General features: G+C 52.5%; 13 protein-coding genes and 1 pseudogene. 10 read left to right on the top strand and 4 right to left on the bottom strand.

Features of this window, described 5'->3' with window-relative positions; all coding sequences use genetic code 11:
* Nucleotides 1–29 precede the first annotated feature (29 nt).
* From pspE to tyrR, 4 genes are all read left to right on the top strand, one after another.
* A complete protein-coding gene (gene pspE / locus ACFK9X_RS12665; RefSeq protein ID WP_000913432.1) occupies nt 30–344 on the top strand; it encodes a thiosulfate sulfurtransferase PspE in 315 nt (104 codons plus the stop codon).
* A 148-nt stretch (nt 345–492) separates the two neighbouring features.
* The gene (locus ACFK9X_RS12660; RefSeq protein WP_151116632.1) at nt 493–1,890 is read left to right on the top strand and encodes a YcjX family protein; all 1,398 of its coding nucleotides are present in this window, start codon (nt 493–495) and stop codon (nt 1,888–1,890) included.
* Nucleotides 1,887–2,948, top strand: a complete 1,062-nt coding sequence (locus ACFK9X_RS12655; RefSeq protein ID WP_001294479.1) for a TIGR01620 family protein — start codon at nt 1,887–1,889, stop codon at nt 2,946–2,948. Before ACFK9X_RS12660 ends, ACFK9X_RS12655 begins: the two co-directional genes overlap by 4 nt.
* 147 nt (nt 2,949–3,095) lie before the next feature.
* The gene (gene tyrR / locus ACFK9X_RS12650; RefSeq protein ID WP_151116629.1) at nt 3,096–4,637 is read left to right on the top strand and encodes a transcriptional regulator TyrR; all 1,542 of its coding nucleotides are present in this window, start codon (nt 3,096–3,098) and stop codon (nt 4,635–4,637) included.
* An 89-nt stretch (nt 4,638–4,726) separates the two neighbouring features.
* On the opposite strand, the gene tpx is transcribed toward tyrR, so the two are convergent.
* Nucleotides 4,727–5,233, bottom strand: coding sequence for a thiol peroxidase (gene tpx / locus ACFK9X_RS12645; RefSeq protein WP_000084401.1), 507 nt, complete (start codon nt 5,231–5,233; stop codon nt 4,727–4,729).
* Nucleotides 5,234–5,348: 115 nt separating this feature from the next.
* Here tpx and ycjG point away from each other — a divergent pair, with 115 nt between their 5' ends.
* Nucleotides 5,349–6,341 carry an L-Ala-D/L-Glu epimerase gene (gene ycjG / locus ACFK9X_RS12640; protein ID WP_151116627.1) on the top strand — a complete coding sequence of 331 codons (993 nt, stop codon included), beginning with the start codon at nt 5,349–5,351 and terminating at the stop codon, nt 6,339–6,341.
* On the opposite strand, the gene mpaA is transcribed toward ycjG, so the two are convergent.
* On the bottom strand, nt 6,289–7,017 hold the full coding sequence (gene mpaA, locus ACFK9X_RS12635) for a murein tripeptide amidase MpaA (protein ID WP_151116625.1): 729 nt from the start codon (nt 7,015–7,017) through the stop codon (nt 6,289–6,291). The two genes, ycjG and mpaA, sit on opposite strands and share 53 nt — an antisense overlap.
* Nucleotides 7,018–7,206: 189 nt before the next feature.
* On the opposite strand from mpaA, the gene ACFK9X_RS12630 reads away from it, so the two are divergent.
* The gene (locus ACFK9X_RS12630; protein WP_151116623.1) at nt 7,207–8,820 is read left to right on the top strand and encodes an ABC transporter substrate-binding protein; all 1,614 of its coding nucleotides are present in this window, start codon (nt 7,207–7,209) and stop codon (nt 8,818–8,820) included.
* Between the two features lie 96 nt (nt 8,821–8,916).
* Here ACFK9X_RS12630 and ACFK9X_RS12625 read toward each other — a convergent pair whose 3' ends face one another.
* On the bottom strand, nt 8,917–9,846 hold the full coding sequence (locus ACFK9X_RS12625) for an aromatic alcohol reductase (RefSeq protein ID WP_000814354.1): 930 nt from the start codon (nt 9,844–9,846) through the stop codon (nt 8,917–8,919).
* 118 nt (nt 9,847–9,964) lie between these two features.
* On the opposite strand from ACFK9X_RS12625, the gene ACFK9X_RS12620 reads away from it, so the two are divergent.
* A complete protein-coding gene (locus ACFK9X_RS12620) occupies nt 9,965–10,870 on the top strand; it encodes a LysR family transcriptional regulator (RefSeq protein WP_151116621.1) in 906 nt (301 codons plus the stop codon).
* A gap of 276 nt (nt 10,871–11,146) precedes the next feature.
* Nucleotides 11,147–12,016: pseudogene (locus ACFK9X_RS12615) on the top strand (aldo/keto reductase).
* Between the two features lie 90 nt (nt 12,017–12,106).
* On the opposite strand, the gene bdcA reads toward ACFK9X_RS12615, so the two are convergent.
* Entirely contained in the window at nt 12,107–12,820 is a 714-nt protein-coding gene (gene bdcA / locus ACFK9X_RS12610; RefSeq protein WP_058115825.1) for an SDR family oxidoreductase, read from the bottom strand.
* Nucleotides 12,821–12,897: 77 nt separating this feature from the next.
* On the opposite strand from bdcA, the gene ACFK9X_RS12605 reads away from it, so the two are divergent.
* Together ACFK9X_RS12605 and ACFK9X_RS12600 are read left to right on the top strand one after the other, a co-directional pair.
* Nucleotides 12,898–13,488, top strand: coding sequence for a TetR/AcrR family transcriptional regulator (locus ACFK9X_RS12605; protein ID WP_000208474.1), 591 nt, complete (start codon nt 12,898–12,900; stop codon nt 13,486–13,488).
* 128 nt (nt 13,489–13,616) lie between these two features.
* Nucleotides 13,617–13,853 carry a YgdI/YgdR family lipoprotein gene (locus ACFK9X_RS12600; RefSeq protein ID WP_001168016.1) on the top strand — a complete coding sequence of 79 codons (237 nt, stop codon included), beginning with the start codon at nt 13,617–13,619 and terminating at the stop codon, nt 13,851–13,853.
* The last annotated feature ends 107 nt before the right edge of the window (nt 13,854–13,960 follow it).

Raw genomic sequence — 13,960 nt, 5'->3', positions numbered from 1 at the left:
CGAAATACATTACGTGTCAGGACGGAAGTATGTTGAAAAAAGGAATATTTGCGTTAGCGTTATTCGTAGCCATGCCGCTTTATGCCGCAGAATACTGGATAGATGTCCGCATTCCGGAACAATATCAGCGTGAGCATATTCAGGGCGCGATTAATATCCCATTGAAGGAGATTAAATCTCATATCGAAACGGTAGTTCCAGACAGGAACGATACGGTAAAGTTATATTGCAACTCCGGACGACAGTCGGGCATGGCAAAACAAATGTTGCTTGATATGGGGTATACGCACGCGATGAATATGGGCGGCATCAGTCGTCTTGATATGCCGAAAGTAAAAAAATAGATAATCTATTGCTCAATACTCATACTAACCGCGGCGCTTAATGCGCCGTTGTTGATCTCTCCGGGTAGTTGATAATAACGTTTTTGCACATATCTATAACGCAGGCTCGTTATTATTTTTTCTTCTCTTCAGGCTCAACAGGATGTCAATGAAGCGACTTAAAACTGAACTCAACGCGCTGGTCAATCGTGGGGTAGACAGGCATTTGCGTCTTGCCGTAACCGGGTTGAGCCGCAGCGGTAAAACAGCGTTTATCACGGCGATGGTTAACCAGTTGCTTAATGTCCACGCGGGCGCGCGCTTACCGTTGCTCAGCGCGGTACGCGAAGAACGCCTGCTTGGCGTAAAGCGCGTGCCTCAACGTGATTTTGGTATTCCCCGTTTTACCTACGATGAGGGGATACTTCAGCTTTATGGCAATCCTCCCGCATGGCCCACACCGACGCGCGGCGTCAGTGAGATTCGGCTGGCGTTGCGCTATCGCTCCAACGACTCGCTGCTGCGCCATTTTAAAGATACCTCGACATTGTATCTGGAGATTGTGGACTATCCAGGGGAATGGTTACTCGATCTGCCCATGCTGGCTCAGGATTATTTAAGCTGGTCCCGTCAGATGAACGGCTTGTTACAAGGGCAACGCGCTGAGTGGGCCGCAAAATGGCGGCAACTTTGCGACGGGCTCGATCCGCTGGCGCCCGCCGATGAAAATCGGCTGGCGGAGATTGCCGCCGCCTGGACGGATTATTTGCATCAGTGTAAATCGCAGGGATTGCACTTTATTCAGCCTGGACGGTTTGTTTTGCCGGGCGATATGGCGGGTGCGCCAGCGTTGCAGTTTTTCCCGTGGCCGGATGTGGACGCCTTCGGCGAGTCAAAACTGGCGCAGGCGGATAAGCAGACCAACGCTGGAATGCTGCGCGAACGCTTTAACTACTATTGCGAAAAAGTGGTCAAAGGGTTCTACAAAAATCATTTTCTACGCTTTGATCGCCAGATTGTGCTGGTCGACTGTCTGCAACCGCTTAATAGCGGGCCGCAGGCGTTTAATGATATGCGTCTCGCCTTAACGCAGCTGATGCAAAGTTTTCACTATGGCCAGCGGACTCTGTTTCGTCGTTTGTTTTCGCCGGTGATTGATAAATTGCTGTTCGCCGCGACGAAAGCCGACCATGTCACCCTCGACCAACATGCCAATATGGTGTCCTTGCTCCAGCAGCTTATTCAGGATGCCTGGCAAAATGCCGCGTTTGAAGGCATTAGTATGGATTGCCTGGGGCTGGCGTCGGTACAGGCGACCACCAGCGGCGTGATTGAGGTCAACGGCGAAAAAATCCCGGCTTTACGTGGAAACCGTTTGAGTGACGGCGCGCCGTTAACCGTGTACCCCGGCGAAGTGCCTTCGCGTTTGCCGGGGCAAGCGTTTTGGGATAGTCAGGGTTTTCAGTTCGAAGCTTTTCGTCCGCAGGTGATGGATGTTGATAAACCGTTACCGCATATTCGTCTGGACGCTGCGCTGGAGTTTTTAATAGGAGATAAGCTGCGATGAGCGAACCGTTAAAACCGCGTATTGATTTTGCAGAACCGCTAAAGGAGGAGTCTACGTCGGCCTTCAAAGCGCAGCAAACTTTCAGCGAAGCGGAGTCGCGTACATTTGCGCCTGCGGCTATCGATGAGCCCCCGGAAGACGAAGGCGCGGCAGAAGCGGCGGTCGATGCCGCGCTGCGCCCCAAACGCAGCCTGTGGCGTAAAATGGTGATGGGAGGGCTGGCGCTGTTTGGCGTGAGCGTGGTCGGGCAAGGCGTACAGTGGACAATGAATGCCTGGCAAACTCAGGACTGGGTCGCTTTAGGCGGCTGTGCCGCAGGCGCGCTGATCGTTGGCGCTGGCGTGGGATCGGTGGTCACGGAGTGGCGGCGATTATGGCGCTTGCGCCAGCGGGCGCATGAACGCGATGAAGCGCGTGAACTGTTACATAGCCATAGCGTCGGGAAAGGTCGCGCATTTTGCGAAAAACTGGCGCAGCAGGCGGGGATTGATCAATCACATCCGGCATTACAACGTTGGTATGCCGCTATTCACGAAACGCAAAACGACAGGGAAATCGTCGGCTTGTATGCGCATCTGGTACAGCCGGTACTTGACGCGCAGGCGCGACGTGAGATTAGCCGTTTTGCTGCGGAATCGACTCTGATGATCGCCGTCAGTCCGTTAGCGTTGGTGGATATGGCGTTTATTGCCTGGCGTAATTTACGCCTGATTAACCGTATCGCAACGCTGTATGGCATTGAACTTGGTTATTACAGCCGCCTTCGTCTGTTCCGTCTGGTGTTGCTGAATATCGCGTTCGCGGGGGCCAGTGAGCTGGTGCGTGAAGTCGGTATGGACTGGATGTCTCAGGATCTGGCCGCACGCTTGTCCACGCGCGCGGCGCAGGGGATTGGCGCAGGCCTCCTTACCGCTCGACTGGGAATAAAAGCGATGGAGCTATGTCGACCATTGCCGTGGATCGACAACGATAAACCACGTCTCGGTGATTTTCGTCGTCAGCTTATCGGTCAGCTAAAAGAGACGCTGCAAAAGAGTAAGTCGTCGCCTGAGAAATGACCTTCCACAGGGCGCTGATTGCCTGGCTTTACGCCGCAGCGCCCGTTTTTCCGCCATGCTGTCAATATTTGTTGACAGAATCCTTCCAGCCAGCCGAATAGTGGCTTATCATCTATTTAATGGTTCATTATTCAGGTGAAGGTTCCCATGCGTCTGGAAGTCTTTTGTGAAGACCGACTTGGTCTGACCCGCGAATTACTTGATTTACTGGTGTTACGTAGCATTGATTTACGCGGAATCGAGATTGATCCCATTGGGCGAATTTATCTTAATTTTGCTGAGCTGGAATTCACCGACTTTAGCAGCCTGATGGCCGAAATCCGCCGCATTTCCGGCGTAACGGATGTCCGTACCGTTCCCTGGATGCCGTCCGAACGTGAACATCTGGCCCTGAGCGCGCTGCTTGAGGCGTTGCCGGAGCCGGTGCTCTCATTGGATATGAAGAGTAAAGTGGAGATGGCGAACCCGGCGAGTTGTCAACTTTTTGCCCAGAGCCAGGAGCGAATGCGGCACCATACCGCCGCACAATTAATCAACGGCTTCAATTTTCAGCGCTGGCTGGACGGTAACCCGCAAAGCTCCCATAACGAACATGTCGTGATCAACGGGCAAAACTTCCTGATGGAGATTACGCCGGTACATTTACAAAACGAAAATGACGAATACGTGTTGACCGGGGCGGTCGTGATGTTGCGTTCCACGATTCGTATGGGGCAGCAGCTACAGAATTTGTCCACGCAGGATCTGAGCGCGTTTAGTCAGATTATTGCCGTGAGCGCAAAGATGAAGCACGTCGTTGAGCAGGCGCGCAAACTGGCGATGCTCAGCGCGCCGCTGCTGATTACCGGCGATACGGGAACCGGCAAAGATCTTTTCGCCTATGCCTGTCACCAGGCAAGCCCTCGTTCAGCGAAACCGTATCTGGCGCTCAACTGCGCTTCAATCCCGGAAGATGCGGTAGAAAGCGAACTATTTGGCCATGCGCCGGAAGGTAAAAAAGGCTTTTTTGAACAGGCGAATGGCGGTTCGGTGCTGCTGGATGAAATTGGCGAAATGTCGCCGCGTATGCAGGTGAAGCTGCTGCGTTTTCTCAACGATGGTACGTTCCGTCGCGTCGGCGAAGATCACGAAATTCATGTTGATGTCCGCGTTATCTGCGCCACGCAGAAAAATCTGGTGGAGCTGGTGCAAAAAGGACTGTTCCGCGAAGATCTCTATTATCGACTTAACGTTCTGACGCTTAATTTGCCGCCGTTGCGCGATTGTCCGCAGGATATTATGCCGTTGACCGAACTGTTCGTGGCGCGTTTTGCCGACGAACAGGGCGTTCCGCGACCGAAACTGTCTGCCGATCTGAGTACGGTCCTCACTCGTTACGGCTGGCCGGGTAACGTTCGCCAGCTTAAAAATGCAATTTACCGGGCGCTGACGCAGCTGGAAGGGTATGAGCTGCGTCCGCAGGATATCCTGCTGCCTGACTACGATGCCGCGACGGTGGCAGTCGGCGAGGATGCGATGGAAGGCTCGCTGGATGACATTACCAGTCGTTTTGAACGTTCTGTCCTGACCCAGCTTTATCGTAGCTATCCGAGTACGCGTAAACTGGCGAAACGGTTGGGGGTATCGCACACAGCGATTGCCAATAAGCTGCGTGAATATGGTCTGAGCCAGAAGAAGGGTGAAGAGTAGAAAAAAAGAAGGCCTCCGGATAGAGGCCTTCTTGTGACAAAAGAGCACCGCCTGTAGCACTGACAAACGTAGCGCCAGCAGGCGCTGGCTTATGCCTTCAGGACATTAAGCGCGGCGTCGTAATCCGGCTCGTGGGTGATTTCATCCACCAACTGGCTGAAAATAACGTTGTCGTTTTCGTCAAGCACGATGACTGCGCGCGCCGCCAAACCTTTCAGCGGGCCGTCAACGATTTCGACGCCGTAGTTTTTCAGAAACTCGTTATTACGCAGAGTGGAAAGCGTAATAACGTTGCTCAGGCCTTCCGCGCCGCAAAAACGCGACTGTGCAAAAGGCAGGTCAGCAGAAACGCACAATACGACGGTATTCTCCACTTCTGTGGCCAGTTGATTAAACTTACGAACTGATGCGGCGCATACGCCAGTATCAATGCTTGGGAAAATATTCAGCACTTTGCGTTTGCCTGCATATTGGCTGAGGGAAACGTCAGACAAATCTTTTGCGACAAGAGTAAAAGCCTGTGCTTTGCTACCAGCCTGCGGAATAACGTTGGCAACGGTGACCGGGTTACCCTGGAAATGTACAGTCTGTGACATAATTATGTTCCTATTTACTTATAGTTAACGTCGAAATCCAGTTTAAGTCATTATTCATTAACACGGCAAATACTATTTGTAGCAAGCCGCGTCCGGCGCTATCAGAGGGGAAGAGATGAGATCTGTTAAGGTATATGAGGAAACCTGGCCGTTGCATACGCCTTTCGTTATTGCGCGTGGTAGCCGAAGCGAAGCGCATGTTGTCGTTGTCGAACTGGAAGAAGAGGGCGTAAAAGGCATCGGGGAATGTACGCCATATCCACGTTATGGTGAAAGTGATGCCTCGGTCATGGCGCAAATCATGAGTATTGTGCCTCAGTTGGAAAACGGGCTGACTCGCGAAGCATTGCAGAAACTGTTGCCGGCAGGCGCGGCGCGCAACGCGGTGGATAGTGCCTTATGGGATTTGCAGGCCCGCCAGCGGCAGCAAAGCCTTGCCGGGCTGCTCGGCGTGACGCTGGCCCCGGTTTTTACTACCGCGCAAACGGTAGTGATAGGCACGCCGGAACAGATGGCTGCCAGTGCGGCGGCACTATGGGAAAAAGGGGCGACGTTGCTGAAAATCAAACTCGATGCTCGTCTGATTAGCGAACGTATGGTGGCGATCCGCTCGGCGGTGCCGGAGGCGACGCTCATTGTGGACGCCAATGAATCGTGGCGTCCGGAGGGGCTGGCGGCGCGTTGCCAGTTACTGGCGGATCTGAATGTCGCGATGCTGGAGCAACCGCTGCCCGCGCAGGATGACGCCGCCCTGGAAAATTTTGTTCATCCGTTGCCCATCTGTGCAGATGAGAGCTGCCATACTCGCAGTAGTCTGAAAGCCCTGACGGGGCGCTACGATATGATCAACATTAAGCTGGATAAAACCGGCGGTCTGACCGAGGCGCTGGCGCTGGCAACGGAGGCGCGGGAGCAAGGATTCGGCCTGATGCTGGGCTGTATGCTCTGTACATCAAGAGCGATTAGCGCCGCGCTGCCGCTTATGCCGCAGGTGAGCTTCGCCGATCTTGATGGCCCAACATGGCTGGCGGTTGATGTTGAGCCCGCGCTACGCTTTACGACGGGTCAACTCCATCTTTGGGATGCCAGCGGAGCAGATTCGACATAGCCAGCAAGTATTTTTCGCTGGCTTCATCGGCGGAAACAGGGGGAAACTCGGCGGTAATGCAGTGCAGGTTGAGGTCGGCGCACCAGCTGCCAAACGAACCGGGCGTTTCGTAACCTACGCTGGTCACCAGCGGCAACGCAAAAGCATCGGCCAGCCACTCGCCTAGCTCGCTGCGACGTGGATCTTCAATGCAGGCCAGGGGATCGTGAAAAGAGACGACCCAGGCGGGTTGGAGTCGATGAATTAACTGGCAAAGCGCCTGGGTTTCCGGTTCTGAGCCGGGATGGTCGCCGGTTAGCAGCACGACATCACGCTCTTGCGCGCGGCTATTCCAGCGATAAACTGTCTCACCCGCTTTCCAGTTGGCGGCGGGAAAGTTACGGTTTAGATCAACGCCATTCGCATTTGCCCTTAACCCCAGTTGACAGCCATCAGGATTAACGGCAAGTACGACATGATGATGGCGAAGGGTTGGATTTAAGGTGCGTAACGCACAGGAGAGCGTCACCACGGATGAGGTTTCATCCCCGTGGGTGCCAGCCAGTATCAGACCGCTTTCGCGATTGGCTGCAGGTGCCGGAAACCAGATTAGCGGCGCGCCTAGTAGCGAACGTCCATAATGTTCAGTGCCTGGCGGAAATGCGCCGCGCTCGGCACGGGGGCGGGTGACAGTCATACGCGTTTCCCGAAGCTGAGACCAGTAGGGTAATCATCGTAGTGTTGTGTAAAACCCGCCGATTATCAAATGGTTTCTATTTACCCTCTTGTATGGCGCGATATCAACTTTCTGGCGGAAGATAATTGCATTTCTTTTTGCTGAAACAAATAATTACGTTGTCATTTAACTCATCTTTGAGGAACTTCTATGAGACATTCTGTTTCAGTAACCTGTTGTGCGCTGTTGGTTAGCAGCTTTTCCCTGGCATATGCTGCGGATGTTCCCGGCGGAACGGTACTGGCAGAAAAACAAGAACTGGTGCGTCATATCAAAGATGAGCCCGCTTCGTTAGATCCAGCGAAAGCCGTTGGGCTGCCTGAAATTCAGGTGATCCGCGATCTGTTTGAAGGGCTGGTTAACCAGAACGAAAAGGGTGAAATTATCCCTGGCGTCGCCAGCCAGTGGAAGAGCAATGATAATCGTATCTGGACGTTTACGTTGCGGGATAATGCGCAATGGGCCGATGGAACGCCGGTGACCGCCCAGGATTTTGTCTATAGCTGGCAACGTCTCGTTGATCCCAAAACGCTTTCCCCCTTCGCCTGGTTTGCCGCGCTGGCTGGCATCACTAATGCGCAAGCCATTATCGACGGTAAAGTCACGCCGGATCAGCTTGGCGTCAGTGCCGTGGACGCGCACACTTTGCGTGTTCAGCTTGACAAGCCGTTGCCCTGGTTTGCCAGTCTGACCGCCAGTTTTGCCTTTTATCCGGTCCAAAAAGCGAATGTCGAAAGCGGCAAAGACTGGATGAAGCCGGGAAAACTGATTGGCAATGGCGCGTATGTGCTTAAAGAGCGCGTGGTAAATGAAAAACTGGTGGTCGTGCCTAATACGCATTACTGGGATAACGCGAAAACGGTACTGCAAAAAGTGACATTTTTACCCATTAACCAGGAGTCGGCTGCGACGAAACGTTATCTTGCCGGTGATATTGATATCACCGAATCTTTCCCTAAAAATATGTACCAGAAATTATTGAAGGATATTCCAGGGCAAGTTTATACGCCGCCGCAATTAGGGACTTATTATTATGCGTTTAATACGCAGAAAGGGCCGACGGCGGATTCCCGCGTTCGTCTGGCGCTAAGTATGACCATTGATCGCCGTTTGATGGCGGAAAAAGTCTTAGGTACCGGTGAAAAACCGGCCTGGCATTTTACACCGGATGTCACGGCAGGATTTAAGCCCGATCCTTCACCGTTTGAACAAATGAGCCAGGAAGAACTTAACGCCCAGGCGAAAACATTTCTGCGTGCAGCAGGCTACGGATCGCAGAAGCCGCTTAAATTAACTCTGCTTTACAATACCTCAGAAAACCATCAGAAAATCGCGATTGCGGTGGCGTCAATGTGGAAGAAAAATCTGGGGGTGGATGTGAAATTGCAAAACCAGGAGTGGAAAACGTATATCGACAGCCGGAATACCGGTAATTTTGATGTTATTCGCGCCTCCTGGGTGGGTGATTACAACGAACCGTCGACTTTCTTATCCTTATTAACGTCCACGCATACGGGGAATATTTCACGCTTTACTAATCCGACTTATGACAAAATCCTGACGCAAGCGACGATGGAAAATACCGCCGAAGCGCGTAACGCGGATTACAATGCAGCGGAGAAAATTTTAACGGAACAAGCGCCTATAGCGCCTATTTATCAGTATACCAATGGCCGGTTAATTAAACCGTGGGTAAAGGGATACCCCATTACTAACCCGGAAGATGTGGCCTATAGTCGTACAATGTATATCGTGAAGCACTGATGCGTACTGGTTTCTTGTTAACGTAAGGTAACCACGCCCGCCGCCTGGTGCTGGCAGAAGGCATGGGGATTAAGCGAGCGCCTGATGCCGCCGTTCTCATTGCTGTGTTTTCAGCCAGGCGGCAATATCCTGTGTCGGCAGATGATGTTGTGCATTCCAGGTGTCACTCATCGGCCACCACATACCGTCACCACGCGCGAAGGCGACGCGATAGCGCAGCATTGGGTCATGCGGATGTAAACGGAGTTGCTCCTGTAAGTCAGGTAGCGTCAATACGCCTCGGGTAAAAGTTTGCTGCGTCACGCGTTCGACCGTTTCCGCCAGTTTTGCATAAGAGGTCGTTTCCCCCGCGACAAAGACGACTTCGTTAGTGATACGCGGCTGATGCAGATAAATTTCAGTGGTCAGGCGACCAATATCCGTAGGCGACGTGACGGTGACCTGCATTTCCCATCCGCCGAGGGCATTGATGGTTTTTTGGGCTAAGTTGACCACACCAAAGGCCGGTTCGAAGAGAAAAGAGGTAAATATACCGGTTGAAACAATCACCCACTCCGTGACGTTTTGCTCGCGCAAAAGCGTCCTGACGTCATACTGTTCGTCCCACACCGGCTGGCCACTACCTTTGCCGACCACATCGTAATTCACGCCAAACTGCCAGGGGAAATAGCGCTTAACGCCCGCCTCCAGTACCGCGCGGGTGATTTTTATCTGGGTACCCGCACCGGCGACAAACCCCATACAATTGATGATCGTATCAAAACCGTGGAATTGATCTTTTAACGCTGCAACCGAACTGCCTGCGATGTCGACCGGGATAAACCGCGCACCGGCATCCGCCAGTTGTTGATGAATGCTGGAACGTCGTTTGCTCTGTTTATCCCTGGATCGCCCTGACACAATAACGCAAACGGAACCATTACGCTGTGTGACCGCCGGCACCAACGACGCCAGCACTGACGCCCCCAGTTGTCCCGCGCCCAGCACCAATACTTTTTCACCCACCTGATTATTGGATTGTTTCATTTGCGCCTCTCTGTGTTGATTCACCTGTAGATAGAGATTACATCAGGGTTCTGCGTTCGATAAGACGCCGAAGACGGGTTAGACTGTTCTGATAAATGGGATAATTGGCGGGGGGAAAATGGACAAGCTGGAAGCGATGCAGGTCTATGTTTGCGTGGTGGATACCCATAGTTTTATCAGAGCCGCCGAAGTGCTGGGCGTGCCGCGCTCAACGGTATCGCGGGTGGTTAAAGAACTGGAATCCTGGCTTAAGATTCAGCTTTTGCAACGTACAACCCGCAAACTTAGCGTGACCGCAGAGGGGCGGCGTTACTACGAAGAGTGCAAAAGAGTACTGGCAGATATCGCGGCCATGGAGTCGTCATTTCCCGGCCGGGCGGCACAACCCAAAGGGCGTTTTAAAGTGGGGATGCCGCAATCTCTCGCCCGGCATTGCATTATTCCCATGCTCCCGGCCTTTTTGCGCCAGTATCCGGAGCTGGAGCTGATACTTTGTTCCAGCGATAGCGTGGAGGATATTATCCTGCAAGGGTATGACTGCGTGATTCGGGCCGGCAGGATCGATGATTCCACCACGCTGGTTGCCCGTCCGCTCGCCAGTTTTAACTGGGTGATAGCAGCATCGCCCACTTACATTGAGCGTTACGGTAGCCCTGAAAATTTAGATGATCTGCAAAAGCACCATGCGGTCGGCTACCTGAACCACCGCACCGGGCGTACCACCGACTGGTTTTTTACGCGTGAAGGGAAGGATTACGCGATGCGGGTGCAGGAGACGCTGGTTGTCGATGATACGGACGCTTATATTCAGGCCGGAATACAGGGGCTGGGGTTAATTCGCGTCGCCAGCTATCTGGTTGCGCCGTATCTGCACAGCGGGGCGCTGGTGACCTGCATGGACAACCATTCTTACGATTTGCCGCTTGCGCTGGTCTATCCGCAAAACAGGTTTCTGCCGCCTGCGGTATGCGCTTTTTATGACTGGTGCAAAACGGCGCTGAGCCAGCCGGAGCCTCTTCGCTAAAAAATATTATTCCGGATATCGCATTGCCTGTTCAGAAAACTTTTTCACAGACGGTCAAAATGACGGTACTGGTTTTTGACGCATAAGTAAAAGGCATTATCAAACAGGTGCTACACGGCGAGGATATAGCAAGCACTGAACGTTTGGATGCAATAAAAAATCTGTACAACTGTTATTAATGAACTTTTTGTATAAATATAATCGGATTTAACAATACTCATTGTACCTGTATTTTGCTCTTATCATGGCGTCTTTACGACGAAAGGGTGCTTTAGCGTGGAATATTCAATATTAAGTAACAACCTTAAAATGCCTATGGTGGGTTTTGGCGTTTTTAAGGTAACCGACAAAGAAGAATGCCAGCAGTCAGTGTTAAGCGCTATTCGCAGCGGTTATCGTCTTATCGATACCGCTGCGGTATACGGCAATGAAGATGCCGTTGGTGACGCTGTTCGTGAAGCCATCGCGACAGGTCTGTGTACCCGTGAGGAGTTATTTATTACTTCTAAACTGTGGGTGCAAGATATGGCTAACTACGATCTGGCCAAAGCAGGTATTGAAGCGTCGCTGAAAAAATCCGGGTTAGATTATTTTGATCTCTATTTATTGCATCAGGCAATGGGCGATTATTTTAGCGCGTGGCGCGCGCTGGAAGACGCTTATGAAGCCGGTAAACTAAAAGCCATTGGCGTGTCCAACTTCTATGCGCATGTGTTAGCCAACTTCTGTGAAACCGTCAGAATTACGCCAATGGTAAACCAGGTCGAATTGCATCCATACTTTGCACAACCCGCCGCGCTGGAAACCATGAAGCATTATAACGTTCAGCCTGAAGCGTGAGCACCGTTAGGCGGCGGGAGACATAAACCGTATGAAAATGTCATGCTTCAAAGGATTGCCGATGCCCATCAAAAAACCATCGCGCAGGTTGTCCTGCGTTGGAACGTGCAGCGTGGCGTCACGGTTATTCCTAAATCCACTCGACAGGAACGCATTGAAGAGAACTTTGCCATCTGGGATTTCTCACTAACGGATAATGAAATGGCTCAAATCAACGCCCTTGATTTAGGCTACGTTGGCGAAGCGGTGAAGCATTTTAATCCTGAATTTGTTCGCGGTTGTCTTGGCGTTAAAATCCACGATTGATCCCGGCGCTTGCGGATGTTTTCTCGCATGAACAGCTTCTAACACGGTTGCCGGAGCGTAGACGGCAACCGTGTGATATTCGCCTGGCCGTCAGGCTCCGAAGGCACCATCGATGGTGTGCATCGCGCCGGTGACGAAAGAAGCTTCCGGACCGGCAAGCCATGCCACCATTCCAGCCACTTCTTCAGGTCTTCCGTGTCGTTTGATCGCCATGAAACTGTGCATCAGCTCTTTCATGGGGCCATCTTCCGGATTGATGTCGGTATCAATGGGACCTGGCTGCACCACATTTATCGTAATCCCGCGGGGGCCAAAATCACGGGCCAGGCCGCGCGCCAGCCCTTGCAGGGCTGATTTACTGGCGGCGTACGCGGCCATTCCCGGTATGGGCATCCGATCGCCATTCACGGAACCGATAATAATAATGCGTCCACCTTCCGGCATGTTGCGGGCTGCTTCGACTGACGCATGGTAAGGCGCATGGATATTAATACGGAACAAACGATCTATCGCATCGCTATCTTGTTCCAGCGCATCGCCGAAGAGAGCCACGCCCGCATTGACGACCAGAATATCCAGCGGTCCGTACTCACGCACGAGGCTGATGACGGCATCACGATCGGCGCTATCCGTCTGGATGGCGATGCTTCCGGTTTCCGCTGCCAGTTTTTCGGCGGCTTCACGCGATCCGGCGTAGCTGAAAACGACCGATGCGCCGTCAGCGCTAAAGCGTCGTACAATAGCCGCGCCGATACCACGACTTCCCCCTAAAACCAGTACAGATTTGTTGCGAAATAGCGTTATCAGGATGTCCTTTATGATATTGTAGTAGCCACTACAATATGCGTAATGAAATCATGCCGTCAAGGAGTTATGTAGTAATGACTACAAAACATAGCCGAACGCCGGGTCGCCCTCGCCAGTTCGATCCGGAGCAAGCCATTGAAACCGCTCAACACTTATTTCATTCGCGCGGATACGACGCGGTGAGCGTAGCGGATCTGACAAAAGCGTTCGGGATCAATCCTCCCAGTTTCTATGCGGCGTTTGGCAGCAAGCTGGGGCTGTATACTCGCGTATTAAAGCGTTACAGGATGACCGACGCGATTCCGCTCGGGGCGCTTCTGCGTCACGATCGCCCGACCGCGAAATGCCTTATCGATGTGCTGATGGAAGCGGCAAGACGTTACGCTGCCGATCCTGATGCCACTGGATGTCTGGTTCTGGAGGGCGCTCATTGTAACGATAAACCGGCACGAGAGGCCGCCTGCGAGTTTTACATCGCTGCTGAAAACCTGATTCGCACTTATGTCGCCATGCGGTATCCGCAAGAGGCTGACCGGACGACGGACTTTATGGGGACGCTAATGGCGGGACTTTCCGCCAAGGCGCGGGCGGGGTATAGCCTAGAGCGTCTTCAGGAGAGCGTGCTTCTGGCTGGGGATGTGCTGGAGCGATTACTGCCGGATTAACGCAGCGCATCAAAAAACCTGAGCCAGTCAGATACGGGCAAACAGAGAGCAATAGCCCTAATCATCCATCTTGCCGTTGCGGTATTCGGTAAAGTACATCAAAAATAGAGGTGTCAGGGAAACGAGAAATGCAAAAATGTAGTCTTATTACGGTACTTAGCTTATCAGTGTTGATGCTAGCCGGATGTACAACGACCTATACCATGACGACCCGGACGGGAGAGATTATTGAAACGCAGGGTAAGCCGGAGGTTGACACCGCAACCGGAATGACGAAATACGCTGATGCTTATGGTTATCATCGCGTCATTAAAACCAGTGAAATAGTGCAGACGACAGAAGGCGCATCGAAGCTGGACTGGTAATGCGCTAAAGCAGTTGGGAGGCCGTGTCCAGTATGGGTACCGGACTGTTTCTGTGCCTGAATTGAATAGAGCGCCTGTATAGCCGAATTCCGGGTATCGGCTTGATT

The organism is Salmonella sp. WC3, from assembly GCF_042932255.1.
GTDB lineage: Bacteria > Pseudomonadota > Gammaproteobacteria > Enterobacterales > Enterobacteriaceae > Salmonella > Salmonella enterica.
The sequence above is the reverse complement of the archived record's forward strand: the minus strand, read 5'-3'. Positions and strand labels throughout refer to the sequence as shown.